Origin of the sequence: Actinomadura parmotrematis, from assembly GCF_019458805.1 — a bacterium.
GTDB lineage: Bacteria > Actinomycetota > Actinomycetes > Streptosporangiales > Streptosporangiaceae > Spirillospora > Spirillospora parmotrematis.
This window is the reverse complement of the sequence record NZ_JAIBOA010000004.1, coordinates 123,848-145,826: the sequence shown is the minus strand read 5'-3', so window position 1 is coordinate 145,826 and position 21,979 is coordinate 123,848. Positions and strand designations below refer to the sequence as shown.

General features: G+C 76.6%; 21 protein-coding genes. 6 read left to right on the top strand and 15 right to left on the bottom strand.

All coding sequences use genetic code 11. The features are described from left to right. Positions 1 to 40: 40 nt before the first annotated feature. Positions 41 to 886, top strand: a complete 846-nt coding sequence (locus K1Y72_RS08030) for an SDR family NAD(P)-dependent oxidoreductase (protein ID WP_258572101.1) — start codon at positions 41 to 43, stop codon at positions 884 to 886. A 144-nt stretch (positions 887 to 1,030) separates the two neighbouring features. Here the strand turns inward: K1Y72_RS08030 and K1Y72_RS08025 are convergent, their stop codons facing one another. The 9 genes from K1Y72_RS08025 to K1Y72_RS07985 form a co-directional block, all read right to left on the bottom strand. Further along, positions 1,031 to 1,852 carry a helix-turn-helix domain-containing protein gene (locus K1Y72_RS08025; protein WP_220164752.1) on the bottom strand — a complete coding sequence of 274 codons (822 nt, stop codon included), beginning with the start codon at positions 1,850 to 1,852 and terminating at the stop codon, positions 1,031 to 1,033. Between the two features lie 236 nt (positions 1,853 to 2,088). Then, positions 2,089 to 2,571: a carboxymuconolactone decarboxylase family protein gene (locus K1Y72_RS08020; protein ID WP_220164750.1), complete on the bottom strand. Its 483-nt coding sequence runs from the start codon at positions 2,569 to 2,571 to the stop codon at positions 2,089 to 2,091. Then, positions 2,568 to 3,647 carry an NAD(P)H-dependent amine dehydrogenase family protein gene (locus K1Y72_RS08015; RefSeq protein ID WP_220164748.1) on the bottom strand — a complete coding sequence of 360 codons (1,080 nt, stop codon included), beginning with the start codon at positions 3,645 to 3,647 and terminating at the stop codon, positions 2,568 to 2,570. The genes K1Y72_RS08020 and K1Y72_RS08015 overlap by 4 nt, the downstream gene beginning before the upstream one ends. A 94-nt stretch (positions 3,648 to 3,741) precedes the next feature. Continuing rightward, entirely contained in the window at positions 3,742 to 4,131 is a 390-nt protein-coding gene (locus tag K1Y72_RS08010; RefSeq protein WP_220164746.1) for an LppU/SCO3897 family protein, read from the bottom strand. 15 nt (positions 4,132 to 4,146) lie between these two features. Next, positions 4,147 to 4,419: a nickel-binding protein gene (locus K1Y72_RS08005; RefSeq protein ID WP_220164744.1), complete on the bottom strand. Its 273-nt coding sequence runs from the start codon at positions 4,417 to 4,419 to the stop codon at positions 4,147 to 4,149. Between the two features lie 115 nt (positions 4,420 to 4,534). After that, positions 4,535 to 7,009 carry an ATP-binding protein gene (locus tag K1Y72_RS08000; RefSeq protein WP_220164742.1) on the bottom strand — a complete coding sequence of 825 codons (2,475 nt, stop codon included), beginning with the start codon at positions 7,007 to 7,009 and terminating at the stop codon, positions 4,535 to 4,537. 55 nt (positions 7,010 to 7,064) lie between these two features. Further along, the gene (locus K1Y72_RS07995) at positions 7,065 to 7,628 is read right to left on the bottom strand and encodes a cysteine hydrolase family protein (RefSeq protein ID WP_220164740.1); all 564 of its coding nucleotides are present in this window, start codon (positions 7,626 to 7,628) and stop codon (positions 7,065 to 7,067) included. A gap of 79 nt (positions 7,629 to 7,707) precedes the next feature. Next, the gene (locus K1Y72_RS07990; RefSeq protein ID WP_220164738.1) at positions 7,708 to 8,346 is read right to left on the bottom strand and encodes a response regulator; all 639 of its coding nucleotides are present in this window, start codon (positions 8,344 to 8,346) and stop codon (positions 7,708 to 7,710) included. Beyond that, positions 8,343 to 9,530: a sensor histidine kinase gene (locus K1Y72_RS07985; RefSeq protein ID WP_220164737.1), complete on the bottom strand. Its 1,188-nt coding sequence runs from the start codon at positions 9,528 to 9,530 to the stop codon at positions 8,343 to 8,345. Before K1Y72_RS07985 ends, K1Y72_RS07990 begins: the two co-directional genes overlap by 4 nt. A 173-nt stretch (positions 9,531 to 9,703) precedes the next feature. Between K1Y72_RS07985 and K1Y72_RS07980 the strand changes: the two genes are divergently transcribed. After that, a complete protein-coding gene (locus K1Y72_RS07980) occupies positions 9,704 to 10,783 on the top strand; it encodes an FtsX-like permease family protein (RefSeq protein ID WP_220164736.1) in 1,080 nt (359 codons plus the stop codon). Continuing rightward, positions 10,780 to 11,481: an ABC transporter ATP-binding protein gene (locus K1Y72_RS07975; protein WP_220164735.1), complete on the top strand. Its 702-nt coding sequence runs from the start codon at positions 10,780 to 10,782 to the stop codon at positions 11,479 to 11,481. The genes K1Y72_RS07980 and K1Y72_RS07975 overlap by 4 nt, the downstream gene beginning before the upstream one ends. Here K1Y72_RS07975 and K1Y72_RS07970 read toward each other — a convergent pair. Further along, entirely contained in the window at positions 11,453 to 13,966 is a 2,514-nt protein-coding gene (locus K1Y72_RS07970) for an ATP-dependent Clp protease ATP-binding subunit (protein WP_220164734.1), read from the bottom strand. The two genes, K1Y72_RS07975 and K1Y72_RS07970, sit on opposite strands and share 29 nt — an antisense overlap. 305 nt (positions 13,967 to 14,271) lie before the next feature. Here K1Y72_RS07970 and K1Y72_RS07965 point away from each other — a divergent pair, with 305 nt between their 5' ends. After that, entirely contained in the window at positions 14,272 to 15,324 is a 1,053-nt protein-coding gene (locus tag K1Y72_RS07965; protein WP_220165139.1) for a S1 family peptidase, read from the top strand. Here the strand turns inward: K1Y72_RS07965 and K1Y72_RS07960 are convergent. Both K1Y72_RS07960 and K1Y72_RS07955 read right to left on the bottom strand, forming a co-directional pair. Next, positions 15,303 to 16,406, bottom strand: coding sequence for an aminotransferase class V-fold PLP-dependent enzyme (locus tag K1Y72_RS07960; protein WP_220164733.1), 1,104 nt, complete (start codon positions 16,404 to 16,406; stop codon positions 15,303 to 15,305). The genes K1Y72_RS07965 and K1Y72_RS07960 overlap by 22 nt on opposite strands. A 61-nt stretch (positions 16,407 to 16,467) precedes the next feature. Further along, on the bottom strand, positions 16,468 to 16,908 hold the full coding sequence (locus tag K1Y72_RS07955; RefSeq protein ID WP_220164732.1) for a hypothetical protein: 441 nt from the start codon (positions 16,906 to 16,908) through the stop codon (positions 16,468 to 16,470). 224 nt (positions 16,909 to 17,132) lie between these two features. Here K1Y72_RS07955 and K1Y72_RS07950 point away from each other — a divergent pair, with 224 nt between their 5' ends. After that, positions 17,133 to 17,780 (top strand): PadR family transcriptional regulator, encoded by a 648-nt coding sequence (locus K1Y72_RS07950; RefSeq protein ID WP_220164731.1) that lies wholly within the window; start codon positions 17,133 to 17,135, stop codon positions 17,778 to 17,780. Positions 17,781 to 17,785: 5 nt separating this feature from the next. Continuing rightward, a complete protein-coding gene (locus tag K1Y72_RS07945) occupies positions 17,786 to 18,292 on the top strand; it encodes a DUF1707 SHOCT-like domain-containing protein (protein ID WP_220164729.1) in 507 nt (168 codons plus the stop codon). 212 nt (positions 18,293 to 18,504) lie between these two features. Here the strand turns inward: K1Y72_RS07945 and eda are convergent, their stop codons facing one another. The 3 genes from eda to edd are packed head-to-tail and all read right to left on the bottom strand — an operon-like array spanning position 18,505 to position 21,895. Then, the gene (gene eda / locus K1Y72_RS07940; RefSeq protein WP_220165137.1) at positions 18,505 to 19,107 is read right to left on the bottom strand and encodes a bifunctional 4-hydroxy-2-oxoglutarate aldolase/2-dehydro-3-deoxy-phosphogluconate aldolase; all 603 of its coding nucleotides are present in this window, start codon (positions 19,105 to 19,107) and stop codon (positions 18,505 to 18,507) included. 14 nt (positions 19,108 to 19,121) lie between these two features. Next, entirely contained in the window at positions 19,122 to 20,096 is a 975-nt protein-coding gene (gene glk / locus K1Y72_RS07935) for a glucokinase (RefSeq protein WP_220164727.1), read from the bottom strand. Continuing rightward, the gene (edd, locus tag K1Y72_RS07930) at positions 20,093 to 21,895 is read right to left on the bottom strand and encodes a phosphogluconate dehydratase (protein ID WP_220164725.1); all 1,803 of its coding nucleotides are present in this window, start codon (positions 21,893 to 21,895) and stop codon (positions 20,093 to 20,095) included. Before edd ends, glk begins: the two co-directional genes overlap by 4 nt. Positions 21,896 to 21,979: the final 84 nt, after the last annotated feature.

Sequence of the window (21,979 nt, the reverse complement as noted above, 5' to 3'; positions counted from 1 at the left end):
ATGGAGGCCGTAGATCGTCGCCGGGCCGTGGGAGGCCGCCTTGAGAGATGACGAACTGGCCGTGATGGCGGGGCGCACGGTGCTCGTCACCGGATCCTCCGACGGGCTCGGCGCGCACGTCGCGGTCCGCCTCGGCGCGGCCGGCGCCCGCGTCATCGTGCACGGCCGCGACGCCGAACGCGCCGCCGGGACGGCGCGGCGGATCGTCGAGGCGGGCGGGCCGGAGCCCGACGTCGTCCTCGCCGACCTCGCGCGGCTCGCCGAGGCGGACCGGCTCGCGGACGAGGTCCTCGCGCGCACCGGCCGCCTGGACGTGCTCGTCAACAACGCCGGGATCGGGTTCGGCGACCCCGGCGAAGCGCGCTCGCTGAGCGGCGACGGGTACGAGCTGCGGTTCGCGGTCAACTACCTGGCGCCCGCGCTGCTGACGCGGCGGCTGCTGCCGCTGCTCACCGCGTCGGCGCCCGCCCGGATCGTGAACGTCTCCTCGGTGGGGCAGCAGGCCATCGACTTCGCCGACCCGATGCTGGAGCGCGGCTACGACGGTCCCCGCGCCTACCGGCAGAGCAAGCTCGCCCAGATCATGGCGACGTTCGACCTCGCGGCCGAGCTCGCCGGGACGGGCGTCACCGTCAACGCGCTGCACCCGGCCACGTTCATGGCCACCCGCATGGTGCTGGCGGGCGGGCACACGCCGCTCAGCAGCGTGGCGGAGGGCGGCGACGCGACGCTGCGGCTCATCGCCGACCCCGCGCTCGACGGCGTCACCGGCCGCTACTACGACGGGCTGCGGGAGACCGCCCCGCACCGCCAGGCCGCCGACCCCGACGCGCGGCGCCGCCTGCGCGAACTGACCGACGCCCTCATCGCCGGGGCGCTCGGCTGACCCCGCCGCCCATCGCCGATGACCACCCGGCCACCACCCGTTGAGATGCGGCGTGTTGCGCACTTTGGAGATCCAAAGTGCGCAACACGCCGCATCTCAACCTTGGGTGACCGCCTGGTCATGAGCGGGGAGCGCGGCGCCCGGTCAGGAGGCGGGCGCCCCGGCCGCCGGGGTGGCGGCGCCCTTCGCCCGGCCCCACGCGCCCTCCCACGCCTCGACCTCGGCGTCGTCGGCGCCGCAGGCGCTCACGTACGCCCGGACGACGTCCAGGCGCGGCAGCGCCGACCCCGTCTCGACGGCCGCGGCGCGCACCGTCGAGGAGCTGTAGGCGCAGTTGTCGGCGATGGACCGGTAGGACATGCCGGCCCACGTCTTGTAGCGCGTCAGCTCACGTCGCAGATCCGCCACGCTGTGCACGACCGCCGGATCGGGCCGCTCCCCGGCCCGCCCGGCCCCGGCACCAGCCTCAGCGCCCACGGCGGACGCGGCACTCCCCGCCACCTCAGCAGGCTCCCCGACCGCGGCCGTCTCAACGGACGCAACGGGCTCAACAACCTCAGCGGTCTCAGTGACCGCGACAGGCTCAGCGGGATCGGCAGCCACGGCGGGCTCATCCGCAACCCCGGCATCCGCAGGCTTCGCGGGCTCAACGGCGGCCGCAACCTCGGCGTTCGCGGGCTCGGCGGTGTCCGCGGTCTCGGCGTTCGCGGGCTCGGCGGCGGTCGCGGCCTTGGTGTCGGCGGAGGGCGTCGCGGGTTCGGCGGTGTCCGCGGCCTCGGCGTCCGCGGGCTCGGTGACGGTCGCGGCCTCGGCGTCTGCGGGCTTTGCGGGTTCGGTGGTGGCCGCGGGCTCGGTGGTGGCCGCGACTTCGGGGGCGGCGGGGTTCGGCTGCTCGGTGCCGGTGGGCTCGGGGTCCGGGGCGGTGTCGGCGTTCTTGCGCTTGCGCCACCACAGCAGACGGGGCATCTCGGTCTTCCTTCGGACGGCGCGGTCGGGGGCCGTGGCACGGGGGGTCGGCGTCCCGGCCGCTGAGCGGTCGTTACGGGTTGAGCGGGTGACGCTACTAAAAGAGGGGCATAGGGGGCGCAGGCGCACCCGCGGGTTGCATATCGATACGCGATCGACATACCGCCCGGCAGCATCCTTGCGTGCCGGCGCCCGCGGAGGGCGCGGATTCTCCGAATCGCTCGCCGCGAAACGGCTCAGGGGCGCTGCGGCGGGACGCAGACGGTGTCGAGGCCGAGGACGCGGTTGAGGCGGCCGAAGGCGAGCCAGGAGCCGAGGCACATGGTGAGCTCGACGATCTCGCGCTGGGTGTAGTGCGCCGCCATCCGGTCCCAGAACTCCTCGTCCAGGCCGTGGTGGTCGGTGACGTAGCGCTCGGCGTACTCGGCGGCGAGGCGGGTGCGGGCGTCGAAGCGGTCGGTGGTGCGCCAGTCCTCGACGGCGCCGGCGAACTCCGGTTCGACCTTCTCGCCGTCGCGGTCGGTGCGCCAGTCCAGGCAGAACAGGCAGCCGTTGAGCTGGGCGACGCGGAGGCGCGCGGCCTCGAACTCGCGGAGGCCGAGGGTGGTGTGGGCGTAGACGGAGAGGGAGAAGTGCGCGGCGGCCGGGCCGATGCCGGGGACCATCTCGCCCCAGACGTGCTCGATGGGGTCCTTGCCGGCGGGGATGTCGATGTTCACGCGCGCTTCCTTCCGAGGCGGCCCGTCGCCGGGCGGAGCGGGACGTCCAGCGCGTCGTAGAGGCCGGGCCCGGCGCCCGCGAGCCACTCGATCGCGTGCACGAGGCGGCCGACGGCGGTGGCGTTGCCGCCCGCCGCGCGGTTGCCGCCCTCGGCGGTGGCCTCGACGGTGACCTCGATGCGCGGGTCGCCCTCGATGACGACGCGGTGCGCGCCGTCGCCGGACGGCGGCTGCGGCCAGTCGGGCGCGCAGGACGGGTGGATGCGGGTGACGTGCTCGATGACGAGGCGCGGCTCGCCGGCCACGACGCCCTGGACCTCGAACCGGACGGCGCCCTGCGTGCCGGCGGCGAAGTCGCCCATGGCGGCGGTCGTGACGCCGTGCTCCAGCGGGCGGCGGTCGAGGGTCTCGCGGATGCCGTCGAGCTCGGCGCCGAGGGCGCGGGCCATCAGCCGGATCTGCCCGCCCCACACCATCGTCGGGACGGTCGGGGCGAGCATCGGCGGCTCGTAGTCCAGGGGGTGGCCCATGCCGACCAGGTGGCGGACCGAGTCCTCCTGGTCGTAGGCCGAGTAGTCGAAGATCTCCTGGCAGCGGACGGCGTCGATGGCGCCGCCGAGGCCGCTGACGAGCAGCGGCAGCACGTCGTTGCCCCAGCCGGGGTCCACGCCGGACACGAACAGCGCGCCGCCGCCCTCGGCGACCGCGGCGAGCACCGGGTCGCGCATCTCGGCGGGGGCGCTCGCCGGGTCGTAGAGGGCGTAGAGGGCGGGGGTGACGACGATGTGGCCGGTGCGCACGGCGCGGACGACGTCGGCCAGCGCCCCGTCCGGGCGGACGTCGCCGGACGCGGCGTAGACGACGGCGCGGTGGCCCCCGGCGAGCACCGCCCCGGCGTCGGTGGTGGCGGCGACGCCGAGCCGGCGGCCCAGCCCGGCGAGGTCGCCGGCGTCGCGCCCGGCCTTGGCCGGGTCGCGGACGAGCACCGCGGCGAGTTCGAGGGCCGGGTGCGCGTCCACCGCCGCGATGGCGAGGCGCCCCACGTTGCCGGTGCCCCAGACGGCCGTGCGGATCATGCCCGGAGCCTAGCAAGCGTTTGGTCATGTGACCAGCGTCACCCGGTCCGCCCCCGCCGGACGGACGGACGGACGGCCGGACGGACGGCCGGGCTCAGCCGACCGGGCCGAGGCAGAGCACGTAGCCCTGCTTGCCGGACTCGCCCCGCCAGAAGGCGCTGCGGGTGCCCTGGTAGGGGGCGCACAGCGTCTTGCTGTCCTGGTCGAACTGGTACTTGTACTTGTCGTCGACGCGGCCGAGCACCTTGAAGGCGGCCGACGCGTCCGTGCACTTGACGACTTTCAGGTCGTCGGCGCCGGGGCGCGCGACGCAGTCGCCGGCCTTGGCGCTGTCGGGGCTGCCCTGCGACGCCCACGCGCCGAGCGCGACGAGCCCGCCGATCAGCACCACGATCACCGCGAGCACCACGAGCCAGCGGCGCCCCGACGAGCGCTTCGCCGGCGCGGGCGGCGGCGGGTACCCCTGCTGCTGAGCGTAAGCCATCTGCCTGTCTCTCCCTTAGTGGTAGAAGTACGGGTCGAGGACCCTGACCTCGGTGATCTGGTCGACCGGAAGATTGGCCGCCTGCGCGGCCTCCCGGATCGCGGCCGGGGACGGCCCGTCGTAGACGCAGTAGCTGACGCTCTTGTCCGGGCTGACGTAGGAGTGCACCCAGGTGACGCCGTACTTGGCGTTCTCCTCGACGACCTCCAGGCACGCCTTCGCGCCCTCGCCGTCGACGGGGATGAACAGCCCGTCCGCAAAGGTCCGCTGGACCAGGTATCGCGGCATGCCGCACGCTCCTTCTCACTGAGGGCACCAGTGTCGGAGCGGGCGGGATCCCGCCGCATCGGGAGGACCTCCCGGTCTGCGCGTCCCGCCTCCCTATCTCGGGCGGGCGGCCTCCCTACTCCAGCCGGGCCGCCTCGCGGCGGGTGCGGACGCCGAGCTTGGCGAGGATGGAGGAGACGTGGTGCCCGGCGGTCTTCTCCGAGATGTGCAGCCGTTCGGCGATCTCGGCGTTGCGCAGCCCTTCGCGCAGCAGGGCGAGGACGTCGGCCTCGCGCTCGGTGAGGCCGTGCGGGTGGGCGAGGGTGGCGCGGCGGGGCGCGCGCAGGCCGCGCTCGCGCATGCGGCGCGAGGCCATGTCGGCGGCGGGACGCGCGCCGAGGCGCTCGAAGATGCCGAGCGCCTCCCGCAGGTGCGCCTCGCTGCGGGACAGCGACATCGCGGCCTCGTAGGGACAGCCGAGCTTCTCCCACACGCGCGCGCCCGCAACGGGGTCGAGCCGATACGGCTCGGCGGCGTCCTCGTGCGCACGCGCGGGCGCGTCGTCGAGGAACTGCTCCAGTTCCCCGATCGCCCAGCCGTGCCGTAGTCGGACGGCGAGCTCGTAGGTGTCGCGGACGAGCGGTCCCGTCGGACGGCCCTCGAAGCGCGCGAGCTCGGCGCGTCCGGCGGCGGCGGGCCAGAGGCGCTGCAGGTCGCCGGTGCGGACGGCGAGCCGCCACGCCTCCTCCAGCGGCTCGGCCGCGCCGGGCTCGCCGCGCCGCACCCGGAGCCGCCCGAGGACGGTGAGCGCGACGATGCGGGCGGGCGCGGCGCCCTCCAGCTCGGTCTGCTCCAGGACGGTCACGGCCTCGTCCCACTCGCCGCGCTCGAACAGGCAGCGGGCGAGCCAGGCGCTGCTGTAGCGGCGGTTGCGGTCCAGGTCGCGGACGGTGCACCAATCGATCGCCTCGCGCAGCCACCGCTCGGCGACGGCGTAGCGGCGGATCTCGCCCGCCCCCGACCCGAGGTTGGACAGCGCCGACGCCGCGCCGACCTCGTCCCCGACGCGCAGCGCGATCTCCACGGCGCGGGTCAGGTGGCCCTCGGCGCGGTCGGGCTCGTGGAACCACAGCGCCGACCCGACGGCGTTCAGCGCGCGGGCGAGGAGCGCGCGGTCGCCGAACCGCTCGGCGAGGTCGACGGCGCGCTCGCCGGTCTCGATCGCGGCGGGGATCTCGCGGGCGTACATGAGCAGGAACGCCGACCAGGTGAAGGCGGCGGCGAGCGCCGGGCCGGGCGGCAGGCTGCGGGCCAGGTCGAGGGCCTCGGCGACGGCGGCGCGGGCGGCGGCGGAGTCGCCGGTCAGCCAGAGGAAGTGCGCGGTGCGGGCGAGCAGCGCGGCGGCGCGGTCGGGCTCGCCGGCGGCGCGCCAGCACTCCAGGGCCTCGCGGGACAGGTCGAGGGCGCGGTCGTCGCGGTCCAGGCGGGTGCAGGCCTCGGCGTAGCGTTCGAGCAGCCCGGCGCGGTCCCGCGCGTCCAGCAGGTCGGCGTGGTCGAGGGCGCGCCGCAGGTGGTCGGCGGCCTGCCGGTTGGCGCTCACCGCGAAGGCGCGCTCGGCGGCGGCGGGCGCGTGCACGAGGACGGCGGCGACGTCGCCGGCCTCCTCGGCGTGGTGGGCGAGCCGCGCCGGGTCGGCGCCGCGGCGGGCGAGGTCGGCGAGGGCGCGGGCGTGCAGGGCGGCGCGGCGGGCGGGCGGCACCGCGTCCTCGACGGCGAGCCGGGCGAGCTCGTGGCGGAACCGCACCCGGCCGCCCTCGCGGACGACGACGCCCGCGCCGACGCAGGCGTCCACCGCCTCGGGCGCGGCCTGCACGAGCGGCAGCAGCGCGTGCCCGGGGAAGACCGCGATGGCGTCGAGGGCGGCCCGCGCGTCCGCGCCGAGCGCCGCCGCGCGCGCGAGGACGGCGTCGCGGACGGTGCCGGGCACGGCCCGGCCGGGGTCGGCGAGGGCCTCGGTGACGAAGAAGGGGTTGCCGCCGGTGCGGGCGTGCAGGCGCTCGGCGGCCGGGCCGCCGCCACCGGCGAGCGCCGCGACTCCTTCGACCGACAGCGGCGGCAGCGCGATCCGCAGCACCGTCCGGTCGGTGGCGAGGGCGCCGAGGACGGCGAGCAGCGGGTGCCCGGGGCCGACCTCGTCGTCGCGGTAGGTGACGACGAGCAGGCCGTTGGTGCCGGCCATCCGGCGGCCCGCGAACACCAGCAGGTCGAGGGTGGCCTCGTCGGCCCAGTGCGCGTCCTCCACGACGGCGATCGCGGGCCGCGTCAGCCGGTCGAGGAAGGCGGTGAACAGCTCGTGCCGGGAGCTCTCGGCCGCCATCGCGGCGGCGAGGCCGCCCCCGGCGGCGCGGGCGATGTCGTGCAGCGGCCCGAGGGGGCGCGGCGTGCTGAGCGCGTCGCAGGCGCCCCACAGGGCGCGGCGCCCGTCCTGCTCGCAGAAGGCGCGCACGAGGGCGGTCTTGCCGATGCCGGCCTCGCCCGACACCAGCACGACGCGGCCCGTGGGGCACGCCCGCAGCGCGTCCAGGAAGCCCGCCCGCTCCAGCAGCTCCATGCCGGGCATTCTCACACGGACCGGCCCAGGACGGGCCGGTCCGCGCCCCGCCCGGTCAGCCCGCCGGCAGGGCCGCCGTCCACTCCGCGCAGGTGAGGACGGTGGCGGTGCGGGCGAGGACGCGGTCCATCAGGACGGTGTGCAGCTCGGGGTCGGGGTCGTCGCAGCCGTCGGACAGCACGGTGTGCGGGTACTGCCGCTCGACGGCCTCGCGCTGGGCCGACAGCACGACGCCGCTGGTGGCGAGGCCCGCCAGCACCAGGCGGCGGACGCCGGCGGCCCGCAGCAGCGTGTCGAGGTCGGTGCCGGCGAACGCGCCGTAGAAGTGCTTGGCCACGACCGGCTCGCCGGGCAGCGGCGCGACCGCCGGGTGGATCTCGGCGCCCGGGTCGCCCGGCCCGAGCGCGTCCGCGTCGGCGAGGCCGCGGAACCCGTGGTTGTCGGGCGCGATCTCCGGGTGCCCGGCGCGGAACGACAGCACCACGTGGACGACGGGCACGCCCGCCGCCCGTGCCGCCGCGACCGTCGCGCCGAGCCGTGCCGTGTAGGCGGCGGCGCGGTCGCCGAGGGCGTCGACCACCGCGCGCTGGACGTCCATGACGAGAAGAACCTGATCCATGGTGCGACCCCACCGCATCGGGGCCGCCCGCGTCCAACAACCCCCGCGGCCCCTTCCCACAACCGCCGGTTGTGGCCCGTCACCGCCGCCGGATGTACCCGAGGTCGGCGGCCGCGGCGACGGCGGCCGTGCGCGACGCGACGCCGAGCTTGGCGTAGACGCGGGCCAGGTGCGACTTCACGGTGCCCTCGGTGAGGTGCAGGCGGCGGCCGACGTCCTGGTTGGACAGGCCGGCCGCGACGAGCGAGAGCACCTCGGTCTCGCGGGGCGTCAGCGCCGCCCCGGGCGCCCGCAGCCGGTGCATCAGCCGGTCGGCGACGGCCGGGGCGAGCGCGGCGCGCCCGTCAGCGGCGGTGCGGACGGCGGCCGCGAGCTCGCCGGGCGGCGCGTCCTTCAGCAGGTAGCCGGTGGCGCCCGCCTCGATCGCGGGCAGCACGTCGGCGTCGGTGTCGTAGGTGGTGACGACGAGGACGCGGGGCGCGCCGGGCCGCGCGCCGATCGCGGCGGTGGCCTCGGCGCCGGTCATCCCGCCGCCGAACCGCAGGTCCATGAGGACGACGTCGACGTCCCCGGCGGCGGCGCGGGCGACGGCCTCCTCGGCGGTCGCGGCCTCGGCGACGACGCGCAGGTCCGGCTCGCCCTCCAGGACGGCGCGGAGCCCGGCCCGCACCACGGGATGGTCGTCGGCCACCAGCAGCCGGACGACCGGGCCGGTCACGGGCGGCCCCCATCGGATCCGGCGGCGGGCAGGCGGACGGCCAGGCGGGTGCCCCGGCCGGGCGCCGCGTCGACGGTGAGGGCGCCGCCGGCGGCGTCCGCGCGGGCGCGCATCGCGCCCAGCCCGAACCCCTCGCCGTCCGGCGGGGCCGCCGGGTCGAAGCCCGCGCCGTCGTCGGCGACCTCCAGGACGACGCCGTCGCCGCGGTAGGCGAGGGTGACGTCGGCGGTGGCGGCGCGCGCGTGCCGCACGGTGTTGGCGAGGGCCGACTGCGCGACGCGCAGCAGGGCGACCTCGCGCGCGGTCGGCAGCGGCGCGGGCGTCCCCTCCAGGTGGAAGCGGACGGCGAGGCCGTGGCGCGCTGCGGTGGTGGCGCAGAGCCGCTCCAGCGCGTCCGCCAGGGTGGCGTCCTCCAGCGCGGGCGGAGCGAGCGCGGCGACGAACCGGCGGGCCTCGGCGAGGTTGTCGGCGGCGGCCCGCCGGGCCTGCCCGACGTACCCGGCGGCGGCGCCGGGGCGGGCGGGCAGGTCGCGTTCGGCCGCGCTCAGCAGGAGCTGGATGCTGGTCAGCCCCTGGGCCAGGGTGTCGTGGATCTCGCGGGCCAGCCGCTCGCGCTCGGCGAGGACGCCGGCGGCGCGCTCGGCCTCGGCCAGTCCGGCGCGCGCGGCGGTGAGCTCCTCGATCAGCCGGCGCCGCCGCTCGCTCTCGCGGTACAGCGCCTGGTAGCCGCGCACCACGGCGACGGCGACGGCCGCGCCGAGCACGGGGCCGAGGACGCCCGCCGCGGTGAGGCCTCCGCTGTGCCCGGCGAAGCCGGCGACGGCGGCCGTCGCGGCGGCGACGACGGCGGCGAGGCCCGCGCGACGCGGCAGCAGGTGCAGGGCGAGGAAGTAGAGCGGGAACGCCAGCCACACCGCGTCGACCGACAGGGCCAGCAGTACCAGCCACACCGCGCCGAGCGCGCCCAGCCAGAGCGCGGCCGCGCGCCGTGACTCCCGGACGGCGGGCAGCGCCGGTCCGGCGGCGTAGACGAGGGCGAGCGCGGCGGCGACCGCGACGGCGTGCCAGGCGTGGTCCGCCGCAGCGCGCACGGCGGCCAGCGCCAGCAGCCCGGCGACCAGCAGGTGCAGGCAGCCGGCCAGGACCCGGAGCGTCGGGGTGAGGGCGGGCGAGGTCTCGTTCACGTCACCTCCAGGCTAGGAGGCCGGGACCCAGGTCCGCGTCAATCGAAAGTTAGAACCCGGCCGCGATCCTCCGGCCCGCGAAGTGCCGCCGCCCGCCGGATCCGGCGGGCGGCGCCGCGCGGCGAGGGTGGAGGGGTACCGCTTCCGCCTCCCCGAAAGGCCGGGTCACCGCCGTGTTCGTCGCCTGGAGAGACCTCCGCCACGCCAGGGGCCGGTTCGCCCTCATGGGGACGGTGATCGTCCTCATCACCCTGCTGGTCGGGCTGCTGTCGGGGCTGACCGCCGGCCTCGGCCGCCAGAACACCTCCGCCGTCACCGGCCTGCCCGCCGACCGGATCGTCTTCGCCGCCCCCGGCCGCGGGCAGGACCTCTCGTACGCCGAGTCCGCCCTCACCGCCGGGCAGGTGCGCGCCTGGGACGGCGTCCCGGGCGTGCGGAGCGCCGAACCGCTCGGCGTCACCTCCACCCGGGCCGCCGCGGCCGGCGGCCGGAGCGCCGGGGTGGCGGTGTTCGGCGTCCGCCCCGGGTCGCCGCTCGCGCCCGGCGCGGTCGGCGGCGGGACGGCCGTGCTGTCCGCCGGCGCCGCAGACGCGCTCGGCGTGCGCGCCGGGGACGCCGTCGCGGTCGCCGGGCGGCGCCTGACCGTCGCCGCCGTGCGCGGCGCGGCGAGCTTCAGCCACACGCCGGTGGTCTGGACGGACCTGGCGACCTGGCGGGCGGCCGCGCCGCCGTCCGGCGACGCGCGGCCCGCCGCGACCGTCCTGGCCCTGCGGACCTCCGACGGCGCCGGCATCGCCGCCGCCGACCGGGCCGCCGGGACGCGGACCGTCGCCAAGGGCGCCTCCCTGGCCGCGATCGGCGCCTACTCCTCCGAGAACGCCTCCCTGCAGCTCATGCGCGGCTTCCTGTTCGCGATCTCGGCGCTGGTCGTCGGCGCCTTCTTCACCGTGTGGACGATCCAGCGGAGCGGCGACGTCGCCGTGCTGAAGGCGCTCGGCGCCCCCACCGCGCTGCTGCTGCGCGACGCGCTCGGGCAGGCCCTCGTCCTGCTGGTCGCCGGGACCGCGCTCGGCACCGCCCTCGCGGCCGGGGCCGGCGCCCTCGTCGCCGGGCGGGTGCCGTTCGCGGTGTCCCCCGCCGGCGTCCTCGGCCCGGCCGCCGTGCTGATCGCGCTCGGGGCGGGCGGGGCCGCGCTGGCGGTCCGCCGCATCACCTCCGTCGACCCGCTGACCGCCCTCGGGAGCGTCCGATGAGCCTCGCCCTGACCGGCGTCACCCTCACCTACCCCGACGGCGCGGGCCGCCTCACCGCCCTCGACCGCGTCTCGCTGGCGGTCCCGGCGGGCCACCTCACCGCCGTCGCCGGCCCGTCGGGGTCGGGCAAGTCGAGCCTGCTCGCCGTGGCCGCGACGCTCGTCGCGCCCGACAGCGGCACCGTCGCCGTCGGCGGCGTCCCGACCGCCGGGCTCGGCCGCGGCGAGCTGGCCGCCCTGCGCCGCCGGTCGATCGGCATCGTGTTCCAGCAGCCGAACCTGCTCGCCTCGCTGACCGCCGCCGAGCAGCTCCAGGTGATGGCGCGGCTGGACGGCCGCTCCCCCGCCCGCGCCCGGCCGCGGGCGCTGGAGCTGCTGGACGCGGTCGGCCTCGCCGACCTGGCCGACCGCCGCCCGCACGCCCTGTCGGGCGGGCAGCGCCAGCGCGTCGGCATCGCCCGCGCGCTGATGAACGGACCCGCCGTCCTGCTGGCCGACGAGCCGACCAGCGCCCTGGACCGCGAGCGCGGCGCCGCCGTCGTCGCCCTGCTCGCGCGCCTCACCCGCGAGCGCGGCACCGCCACCGTCCTCGTCACCCACGACCGCGACCACCTGGACGCCGCCGACGCCGCCGCCGAGATCCGCGACGGCGTCCTGCGGCCCGTCCGGGCTACGCGGGCCGCGCCTCGGTCACCTTGAACTCCAGCTCGTCGCCGCCGGCGTTCACCTCGACGTGCTGCCCGGGCCGCAGGTCGCCGGCCAGCAGCAGGTCCGAGAGCCGGTCGTCGACCTCGCGCTGGATGGTGCGGCGCAGCGGCCGGGCGCCGAACTCGGGCTGGTGGCCGTGCCGGGCGAGCAGGTCGACGGCCTCGTCACCGAAGGCGATCGTGACGTCCTGGGCGTGCAGGCGGCGGCGCGTCTCGTCCAGCAGCAGGTCGGTGATCTCGCGGAGCTGCGCGGGCTCCAGCCGCCGGAACACGATGATCTCGTCGATGCGGTTGAGGAACTCGGGCCGGAACGACTCGCGCAGCCGCCGCATGACGCGGTCGCGGAGCGTGCCGGCCGAGCCCTCGCCGCCCTCGGTGCCGAAGCCGAGCGCCGGGCCGCTGGCGATGACGTCCGAGCCCAGGTTGGACGTCATGATGACCACGGTGTTGCGGAAGTCGACGGTGCGGCCCTGGGAGTCGGTGAGGCGGCCGTCGTCCAGGAGCTGCAGCAGCACGTTGAACACGTCCGGGTGGGCCTTCTCGATCTCGTCGAGCAGCACCACCGCGTAGGGGTTGCGGCGGACCGACTCGGTGAGCTGCCCGGCCTCGTCGTAGCCGACGTAGCCGGGCGGGGCGCCGACGAGGCGGCTCACGGTGTGCCGCTCCTGGAACTCGCTCATGTCGAAGCGGACCATCCGGTCGCGGCTGCCGAACAGCGCCTCGGCGAGGGCGCGGGCGAGCTCGGTCTTGCCGACGCCGGTCGGGCCGAGGAACAGGAAGCTGCCGATCGGCCGGTCCCGGTCGCCCATCCCGGCGCGCGAGCGGCGGACGGCGCGGGCGACGGCGGCGACCGCGTCCTCCTGCCCGACGACGCGCTCGTGCAGGCGGCCCTCCAGCTCCAGCAGCCGCTCCCGCTCCTCCTGGGTGAGCTGGGACACCGGGACGCCGGAGATCCGCGAGACGACCTCGGCGATGTCCTCGGCCGTCACCTCGGGCACCGGCGCGGCGGCGGGGCCGCCCGCGGACGCCGCCGCCAGCCGCTCCTCCAGCCCGGCGATCTCGTCGCGGAGCGCGGTCGCCCGCTCGTAGTCCTCGGCGGCGACGGCCTGGTCCTTGTCGCGGCGCCGCGCCTCCAGCCGCGCCTCGACCTCGCGGCGGTCGGTGCCGCGCGAGCCCGACCGCAGCCGGACGCGGGCGCCCGCCTGGTCGATCAGGTCGATGGCCTTGTCGGGCAGCCACCGCTCGGTCAGGTAGCGGCCGGACAGGTCGACGGCGGCGGCGAGGGCGTCGTCGGTGATGCGGACCTGGTGGTGGGCCTCGTAGCGGTCGCGGAGGCCGCGCAGGATCTCCACGCTGTCCTCGGGCGTCGGCTCGGGCACCAGGATCGGCTGGAAGCGGCGCTCCAGCGCGGCGTCCTTCTCGATGTTGCGGCGGTACTCGTCGATGGTCGTGGCGCCGACGACGTGCAGCTCCCCGCGCGCGAGGGCGGGCTTCAGCAGGTTGCCGGCGTCCATCGCGCCCTCGGCGCCGCCCGCGCCGACCAGGGTGTGGATCTCGTCGACGAACACGATGAGCTCGTCGGAGTGCACGCGGATCTCGTCCATCACCTTCTTCAGCCGCTCCTCGAAGTCGCCGCGGTAGCGGGTGCCGGCGACGACGCCGCCGAGGTCGAGCTGGACGAGGCGCTTGCCGCGCAGCACGTCGGGGACCTCGTCGTCGACGATGCGCTGCGCGAGGCCCTCGGCGATGGCGGTCTTGCCGACGCCCGGCTCGCCGATCAGCACCGGGTTGTTCTTGGTGCGCCGCGACAGGACCTCGACGGTCTGCGCGATCTCCTCCTCGCGGCCGATGACCGGGTCCACGCGGCCCTCGCGGGCGAGCGCGGTGAGGTCGCGGCCGAACTCGTCCAGCGTCGGCGTCTCCGACGACGCGCCGCCGCCACCGCCGCCGCCGGGCGGGCCGCCCGCCGCGGCCTGCTGGAGGGCGTCGGGCGTGACGCGGGCGGTGGACAGCACCCGCCCGCCGGCCGATTCGGGGTTCAGCGCGATGGCGAACAGCACGTGCTCGGGGCCGATGTAGGACGAGCCGAGCGCGCGCGAGATCTGCCGGGCGTCCAGCAGGGCGCGCTTGGCCGACGGCGTGAGCTCCGGCGGCGCCTCGCGCGGCTCGCCGCGCCGGGCGCCGCCCTCGATCTCCCGCATGACCGCGTCGGGGTCGGCGCCCGCGCGCTCCAGCCAGGCGCGGGTGGCCGCGAGGCGGCAGGCCGCCCAGACCAGATGGTCGGTGTCGAGGTCGCCGCTCCCCCACCCGGCGGCCTGCGCGGCGGCGTCGCGGAGCAGCTCGCGGGCGGGCTCGCTCATCAGCCGGGCGATGTTGACGCGCTCGGCCGGACGCCGGGACGCCGCCGGGCCGAAGTAGCGGGCGAGCAGCTCCTCGAAGGGGTCCATGCCCCCGGGCTCGTACCAACCGGCGGTCATGCCGGCACCTCCACTGGTCGCGGTCGCGGACAAGTGCCGCATCCCCGGGGCCTCCCGACGGCAAGCCCAGCACCGGGTCAGCAGAGGACAAACCAGCCGGGAGGGACGCGCGGCCGGCGGCGCCCGGCCCCGTCCCGCGCCCGCCCGTTCCCGCTCCGGGCACCGGTCTCTCCGAACATTGCCAAGATTCGCCCTCCCATATCGTCGGTTTGACTACTTGTGAGCTTTCGTGTCATTTCGCACGATTCCTGGTACTCGGGGCGCACCAACCGGGTGCGCCCTGGCTCCCAGGAGGCACAGTGAGGATGCGACCCATCCACCCCGCCACTGTCATCGGCGCGTCCGCCGCCATCGCGGCGGCCGCCCTGACCGCCGCCGCCACCCCCGCCACGGCCGCCCCCGCGGCCCCGTCCGCCCCCGACCCCGCCGTCCTCTCCGCCAAGCTGGCCAAGCAGCTCGGCACCCGCAGCGCGGGCTCCTACGTCGCGGGCGGCCGGCTCGTGGTGAACGTGTCCGACGCCCGGACCGCCCGCGAGGTCACCGACGCCGGCGCCGTCGCCCGCACCGTCGCCCGCAGCGGCGCCGACCTCGCCGAGGTCACCAAGGCCATCGACCGCGGCGTGAAGGCCGCCGGCACCGCCTGGGCCGTCGACCCGGCGAGCGACCAGGTCGTCCTCTCCTACGACAGCACCGTCACCGGCGCCAAGCTGAAGGCGGTGCGGAAGGTCGCCGCCGCGCAGGGCTCGGCGGTGCGGCTCGTCGCGTCCAAGGGCGCCTTCAAGCCCCTCATCGCGGGCGGCCAGGCGATCTACGTCAGCGGCGCGCGCTGCTCGCTCGGCTTCAACGTGCGGAGCGGCAGCACGTACTACTTCCTGACCGCCGGCCACTGCACCAACATCGGCGCGACGTGGTACGCCAACTCCAGCGGCACGACCGTGCTCGGCACCCGCACCGGGACCAGCTTCCCCGGCAACGACTACGGCATCGTCCGCTACACCAACACCAGCATCACCAAGACCGGCGGCGTGTACCTGTGGGGCAGCGGCACCCAGGACATCACCTCGGCCGGGACCCCGGCGGTCGGCCAGACCGTCTACCGCAGCGGCAGCACCACGGGCGTGCACAGCGGACGCGTCACCGCCCTCAACACGACCGTCCGCTACTCCGAGGGCACGGTGTCCGGGCTCATCCAGACGACCGTGTGCGCCGAGCCCGGCGACAGCGGCGGCTCGCTGTACTCCGGCACCACCGCCCTCGGCCTCACCTCGGGCGGCAGCGGCGACTGCTCCTCGGGCGGCACGACGTTCTTCCAGCCGGTCGTGGAGCCGCTCAGCGTCTACGGCGTGAGCGTCTTCTGATCGCCGCCGTCCTCCCGGAGGAGGCCCGCCTCCGGGAGGACGGCACCCGCCAGCAGCTCCACGGCGCGGTCCACGTCGGCCTCGCCGGTCGAGACGTGGAACGCGCAGCGCAGCCGCCCGGCCCGCACCGCCGCCGCGACGCCCGCCGCGCGCAGCCGCTCGGCCGTCCCGGCGGCCACCGGGACCGACACGATCGCCGAGTCCCCGGCCGGCAGCCCCAGCCCGGCGCGGAACCGGTTCGCCAGCCCCACGTTGCTCTTCCGGATCGCCGGGACGCCGACCGCCTCGATCAGCTCCAGGCCCGGCACCTGCCCGATCCACGCCTGCCAGGACGGCGCGAGGTCCAGGCGGCGCGCGTCGCGGGCGAGGCGGAGCGGCAGCCCGTAGATCGAGTCCCAGACGTCCGCGCCCGCGTACCAGCCCGCGCCGACGGCGGGCAGCGCGGCGAGCGCCTCCCCGGTCCCGGCGAGGAACGCGGTGCCGCGCGGGCCGAGCAGCCACTTGTAGCCCGCGCAGACGAGCCAGTCGGCCCGCACCCCGTCCAGCGGCAGCCAGCCCGCCGCCTGCGTGACGTCCAGCAGCAGCCGGGCGCCGCGCGCGGCGGCCGCGTCCGCGAGGTCGTCCAGCGGCGCGATCCGGCCGTCCGCCGACTGCACGGCCGAGACGGCGACGACGTCGGTGCCGGCGTCCACCGACTCGGCGAGCCGCTCCAGCGGCACCGACCGCACCCGCAGGCCGGGACGGGCGGCGAAGGGGAACAGCACCGAGGTGAAGTCGCCGTCGGCGACCAGCACCGACGCGCCGTCCGGCAGCGACGCGGCGACCAGCCCGACGAAGTAGGACGCCTGCCCGCCGATCGCGACCCGGGAGGCGGGGACGCCGATGAGCCGGCCGAAGGCGGCGCGGGCGGCGGCCACGGACGGGTCCGCGTCCGGCGGGGAGAACCGCCCGGCGGCGCGCTCGCGCTCGTAGGCGAGGACGGCCTCGCGCACCCCGCGCGGCGGCAGCCCGTAGGAGGCGGTGTTGAGGTAGGCGACCTCGGCGCTGAACTCGCGGCGGGCCCGCTCGATCGACATGCTCATCTCTCGATCCTCGCCCCGGCCGCCGCGTGGCACAAAACGGACCTGCCGTCCCGGCGCGGGATCAGGGCTGGTCGCCGGGACAGAACCAGATTTCGATGATGTCGCTGAACGTCCGCAGGTGGTTGGCGTAGATGCCGCCGTCCAGCAGCAGCGCGTCGGTGGTGCCGGTGCCCTCGCCCGTCTGCCAGTCGGCGCAGACCTCGGCGGCGGTGTCGGTCGCCCACCCGATCGGGGCGGTGATGCCGGCGCTCTCGTAGTCGTCCTCGAAGGTGCTCGCCGAGCCGGCGTTCGGATCGGCCTCCTCGGTGACGACGCGCGTGCGGACGTGCGTCCTGACCTTCGTCTTGGTGACGGTGGGGGCCGGTTTCGCCCTGGCGGTCGTGGTGACGGTCATGGTCTTGGCGGCGGGTGTCGCCTGCTGGGTGGTGGTCCCGCAGGCCGCGAGCGCGCCGAGGGGGAGGGCGAGCGACAGCGCGGCGGCGAGGCGTGCTCTGGCGTCCATCGGTCTTCCTTTCGCCTTCCCCTCAGGACACCAGGAGAACGCCCACATATCACCCCCTTCCTGGGCAAATCACTGGAGGTCATGCATGACGCCCGCCGATCCGGCACCGGCCCGGCGGGTGGCCGGACGCGGCCGGGGAACCCGGTGGCCCTCCCGAACGTCTTCGATATATCGTTGTCGTATCGCGAGAGCTCATAGAGATCTCTCAGAAGGCGGTGAAGAACATGCACGGTTCACGTGGCGAGCGCTGGGGCGAGCCCTGGGCGCAGGGCGGGTTCTCCGGCCGCGGGTTCGGTCCCGGCCCCTTCGACCCCGGCTTCGGCCCCTTCGGTCCCGGACCGTTCGGCCCGCCGTGGGCGGGGCGGCGGCGCGGCCCCTTCGGCCCCGGCGGCCGCGGCCCGAAGGCGCGCAAGGGCAACGTGCGGGCGGCCGTCCTCGCGCTGCTCGCCGAGGGCCCCCGGAACGGCTACCAGATCATCCAGGACGTCGAGGAGCGCAGCGGCGGCGGCTGGCGGCCGAGCCCCGGCGCCGTCTACCCGGCGCTCCAGCAGCTCGCCGACGAGGGCCTCATCATCGGCGAGGACGGCGCGGGCCGCCGCACCTTCCGCCTCACCGACGAGGGCCGCGCCTACGTCGAGGCCAACCCGGGCGAGGTCACCGAGCCGTGGGCGGCGATGACGCCCGAGTACGGCGAGGGCGTCCCCGAGCTGTTCAAGCAGGCCGCGCAGACCGGCGCCGCCGTCATGCAGATCGTCCACTCGGGGTCGGCCGCGCACGTCGAGCAGGCCACCCGCATCCTCGCGGACGCGCGCCGCGGCCTGTACCGGCTGCTCGCCGACGACGAGCCCGACGCTCCGGCCGACGAGGAGTAGCGGACATGGCCAGCCAGGACGACCTGCGCATCGGCGACGCCGAGCGCGACGCGGTCGCGACCGCGCTGCACGACCACTTCGCCCAGGGCCGCCTCGACCAGGCCGAGCTGGACGAGCGGCTGGACGCGGTCCTCGCCGCCAAGACCCGCCGCGACCTCGCGGCCGTCGTGCGCGACCTGCCGGCGCCGACCGGGCTCCCCGAGCCCGAGCCGGCGCCGGCGGGCGCGCTCTTCGGCCCGAACCCGCTGTTCCCCGGGCCGGGGACGCACCCGGCCTGGCAGCATTACGACCGCCACATGCGGCGGCACCTGCGCCACCAGATGCGCCACCACCATCGCCGGCACGGGTTCTTTCCCGCCTTCCCGCTGATGATCGCGCTGTTCGTCGGACTCGCCGTCACCGCCCACATCGGCGCGGCCCTCCTGGCCGTGCTGATCGTCGGCCTCGCGGTGTGGACGGTCCGGGCGGCGCTCGTCCTCACCGGGCGGCGGGGCGACCGCGCGCCGCGCTGAGCCCGGCCGGTGGCGGCGGCGCGACGGCCGCCGTCACCGGTCGAGCGTCAGCTCGTAGTACAGCGTCGTGCACCGCTCGGCGCGGTGCAGGAGCGGTAGGTGGTGAGCGCGACGGTCTTCTCAGCAGCCAGGTCCTGCGCGGTCGGGATGTTCATTCCGGGCCTCCCTCGGTCGTCGTACGGGGAGACGAGGCGGCGGCCCGGGACCTGACATCAGCCCAGCGACGCCGCCTGACGTGCCAGTTCCTCGACGCGCTTCCAGTCGCCCGCCGCGACCGCGTCCTTCGGGGTGAGCCAGGTCCCGCCGACGCAGCCGACGTTCGGCAGCGCCAGGTAGGACGCGGCGTTGCCCGGCGTGACGCCGCCGGTCGGGCAGAACCGCACCTGCGGCAGCGGCCCGCCGAGCGCCTTCAGGAACGGGGCGCCGCCCGCCGCCTCGGCCGGGAAGAACTTCATCTCGGCGACGCCCTGCTCCAGCAGCGCCATCGCCTCGGACGCGCTGCTCACCCCCGGCAGGAACGGCAGCCCGGTGCCGGCCATCGCGGCGCGCAGCGCCGGCGTGCAGCCGGGGCTGACCAGGAACCGGGCGCCCGCCTTCAGCGACAGCTCGGCGTCCTCGGCCCGCACGACCGTGCCGGCGCCGACGACGGCGCCGGGCACCTCGCCGGCGATCCGGCGGATCGCCTCCAGCGCGGCGGGGGTCCGCAGCGTCACCTCGATGGCGGGCAGCCCGCCCGCGACGAGCGCGGCGGCGAGCGGCACGGCCGCCTCCGCGTCGTCCAGCACCACGACGGGCACGACGGGCGCGAGGGCCATCACGTCGGCGGCGTTCACACGGTCTCCAGGTCGGTCGGGCTCTGCGCGAGCCGGGCGGCGGCACCGACGAGCGCGGGGCCGGGGTGGACGATCAGCGCGGTCGGGATCGCCCGCATGTACTCCTCGATGGGCGGCCGCTCCTCGAACCGGGCGCGGAACTCGCTGTCCTGCAAGACACCGGTGATGCGGGGCAGGATGCCGCCGCCGAGGTAGACGCCGCCGCGCGCGCCGAGCGTCATCGCGACGTTCCCGGCGTGCGCGCCGAGCAGCGCGCAGAACACCGCGAGCGTCTCGGCGCAGAGCGGGTCGTCGGCGCGGGCGCAGATGTCGCCGGGTTCCAGCGGCGGCGCGGGCGTGCCGTCCAGCAGCCCGAGCATCCGGTGGATGCGGGTGAGGCCGGCGCCCGACAGCAGGTTCTCGGCGGTCGCGGTGCCGAGCTCGGCGCGCAGCAGCCGCATGACCTCCACCTCGCGGTCGGTGCGGACCGCGACGTCCACCTGCCCGCCCTCGGTCGGCAGCGGTAGCCACCCGCCGCCCGCCCGGACGAGGCCCGCGACGCCGAGGCCGGTGCCGGGGCCGAGGACGGCGCGGGTGCCGTCCCCCGACGGCACCGCCGTCCCGCCGATCGGGACGAGGTCGTCGCCGTCCAGCTCGGGCAGGGCGAGCGCGAGCGCCTCGAAGTCGTTGAGGATGTCCAGGCGGTCCAGGCCGAGGCGGCGGCGCACGTCCTCGGTGCGGAGGGTGCCCCAGCCCGCGTTGGTCAGCCGGAACGTGCCCCCGCCGACCGGCCCGGCGACGGCCAGGCAGGCGGCGCGGGGCCGCCGGCCGGCGGCGTGCTCGGACAGGTACGCCTCGGCCGCCTCGGCGAGGCCGGGGAACGCGCGCGTCCGCAGCGACGCCGCGCGCCCGATCTCGCCGTCCTCGACGAGCGCGAACCGCGCGTTCGTCCCGCCCACGTCCGCGACCAGCAGGGGAGCTATCGGGCTCACGAGAAGACCCCCGCGCCCTGCTCGGCCGGGCCGACGACGCGGCGGAAGGCGCGGAACAGCTCGCGGCCGGTGCCGAACGTGTCGCCGGGCGCGCCCCCGTCGGGCTCCCGGGCGTCCAGGTCGGGCACCAGCACCTCCAGCAGGCCCTTGTCGGCGTCCAGCCGGATCACGTCGCCGTCGCGGACGCGGGCGAGCGGGCCGCCCGCCGCGGCCTCGGGCGACACGTGGATGGCGGCGGGCACCGCGCCCGACGCCCCCGACATGCGGCCGTCGGTGACGAGCGCGACGCGGTGGCCGCGGTCCTGGAGCACCCCGAGCGGCGGCGTCAGCCGGTGCAGCTCGGGCATCCCGTTGGCGCGCGGGCCCTGGAAGCGGACGACGGCGACGACGTCGCGGTCCAGCTCGCCCGCCGCGAACGCCTCCTGGAGCGCCTCCTGGGAGTCGAAGACCCGCGCGGGCGCCTCGATCAGCCGGTGGCCCGGGTCGACCGCCGACACCTTGACGACGGCGCGGCCGAGGTTGCCGTCCACGGTGTGCAGGCCGCCGTGCTCGTCGAACGGCTCGCGGACCGGGCGCAGCACGGCGCGGTCGCCGGACTCGGCGAGCGCGGGCCGCCAGACCAGGTCGCCGCCGTCCAGGGACGGGGCCGCGCGGTAGTCGGCGAGGGTGGCGCCGCCGACCGTGCGGGCGTCGGCGTGCAGCAGCCCGGCGTCGATCAGCTCGCCGATGAGGAACGCGGTGCCGCCCGCGGCGTGGAAGTGGTTCACGTCCGCGCTGCCGTTCGGGTACAGGCGGGTGAGCAGCGGCGTGGCGCGCGACAGCTCGTCGAAGTCGTCCCAGGTCAGCTCCAGCCCGGCGGCCTCGGCCATGGCGACCAGGTGCAGCGTGTGGTTGGTGGAGCCGCCGGTGGCGAGCAGCGCGACGACGGCGTTGGCGAACGCCCGCTCGTCCAGCAGCTCGCCGACCGGGGTGTAGGCGCCGCCGAGGTCGGTGATCTCCAGGACGCGGCGGCCCGCGGCGTCGGTCAGCGCGTCGCGGAGCGGCGTGCCCGGCGGGACGAAGCTCGCGCCCGGCAGGTGCAGGCCCATGACCTCCATGAGGAGCTGGTTGGAGTTGGCCGTCCCGTAGAAGGTGCAGGTCCCCGGCGAGTGGTAGGACGCGGCCTCGGCCTCCAGCAGCTCGGCGCGGCCGATCTCCCCGGCCGCGAACCGCTTGCGGACCCTGGCCTTCTCGCCGTTCGGCAGCCCGGACGCCATCGGCCCGGCCGGGACCAGGATCGCCGGCAGGTGCCCGAACGCCAGCGCGCCGATCACCAGCCCGGGGACGATCTTGTCGCAGACGCCGAGGAGCAGCGCCCCGTCGAACATGTCGTGCGACAGCGCGACGGCGGTCGCCATCGCGACCACGTCCCGGCTGAACAGCGACAGCTCCATGCCCGCGCGGCCCTGGGTGATCCCGTCGCACATCGCCGGGACGCCGCCGGCGAACTGGGCGGTGCCGCCCGCCGCCGCGATCGCCGCCTTCAGCCGGTCGGGGTAGTCCTTCAGCGGCTGGTGCGCCGACAGCATGTCGTTGTAGGCCGACACGATCGCGATGTTGGGCGTCACGTCGCCGCGCAGCTGGAGCTTCTCCAGCGGGCCGCAGGCGGCGAACCCGTGCGCGAGGTTGGCGCAGCCGAGGCCGCCGCGGGCCGGGCCGGCCGTCCGGGCGCCGGCGATCCGCCGCAGGTAGGCGGCGCGGCGGGGCGCGCTGCGCGCGGCGATCCGCTCGGTCACCCGGGCGAGGACGGGATGGGTCATGGTCGGGCGCTCCCAGGGGGCGGCGAGGGGACGACGAACCGGAAACCTACTCCGACATGGGCATTCTGGACAACCTACTTCGGC

Bases quoted from the DNA above. Each gene is read 5' to 3' on its own strand.
- K1Y72_RS08025 (WP_220164752.1), bottom strand. From the start codon at position 1,852: ATGCCCCGTCTGCTGTGGTGGCGCAAGCGCAAGAACGCCGACACCGCC.
- K1Y72_RS08015 (WP_220164748.1), bottom strand. From the start codon at position 3,647: ATGATCCGCACGGCCGTCTGGGGCACCGGCAACGTGGGGCGCCTCGCC.
- K1Y72_RS08010 (WP_220164746.1), bottom strand. From the start codon at position 4,131: ATGGCTTACGCTCAGCAGCAGGGGTACCCGCCGCCGCCCGCGCCGGCG.
- K1Y72_RS08005 (WP_220164744.1), bottom strand. From the start codon at position 4,419: ATGCCGCGATACCTGGTCCAGCGGACCTTTGCGGACGGGCTGTTCATC.
- K1Y72_RS08000 (WP_220164742.1), bottom strand. From the start codon at position 7,009: ATGGAGCTGCTGGAGCGGGCGGGCTTCCTGGACGCGCTGCGGGCGTGC.
- K1Y72_RS07995 (WP_220164740.1), bottom strand. From the start codon at position 7,628: ATGGATCAGGTTCTTCTCGTCATGGACGTCCAGCGCGCGGTGGTCGAC.
- K1Y72_RS07975 (WP_220164735.1), top strand. From the start codon at position 10,780: ATGAGCCTCGCCCTGACCGGCGTCACCCTCACCTACCCCGACGGCGCG.
- K1Y72_RS07970 (WP_220164734.1), bottom strand. From the start codon at position 13,966: ATGACCGCCGGTTGGTACGAGCCCGGGGGCATGGACCCCTTCGAGGAG.
- K1Y72_RS07965 (WP_220165139.1), top strand. From the start codon at position 14,272: ATGCGACCCATCCACCCCGCCACTGTCATCGGCGCGTCCGCCGCCATC.
- K1Y72_RS07960 (WP_220164733.1), bottom strand. From the start codon at position 16,406: ATGAGCATGTCGATCGAGCGGGCCCGCCGCGAGTTCAGCGCCGAGGTC.
- K1Y72_RS07955 (WP_220164732.1), bottom strand. From the start codon at position 16,908: ATGGACGCCAGAGCACGCCTCGCCGCCGCGCTGTCGCTCGCCCTCCCC.
- K1Y72_RS07950 (WP_220164731.1), top strand. From the start codon at position 17,133: ATGCACGGTTCACGTGGCGAGCGCTGGGGCGAGCCCTGGGCGCAGGGC.
- K1Y72_RS07945 (WP_220164729.1), top strand. From the start codon at position 17,786: ATGGCCAGCCAGGACGACCTGCGCATCGGCGACGCCGAGCGCGACGCG.
- eda (WP_220165137.1), bottom strand. From the start codon at position 19,107: ATGGCCCTCGCGCCCGTCGTGCCCGTCGTGGTGCTGGACGACGCGGAG.
- edd (WP_220164725.1), bottom strand. From the start codon at position 21,895: ATGACCCATCCCGTCCTCGCCCGGGTGACCGAGCGGATCGCCGCGCGC.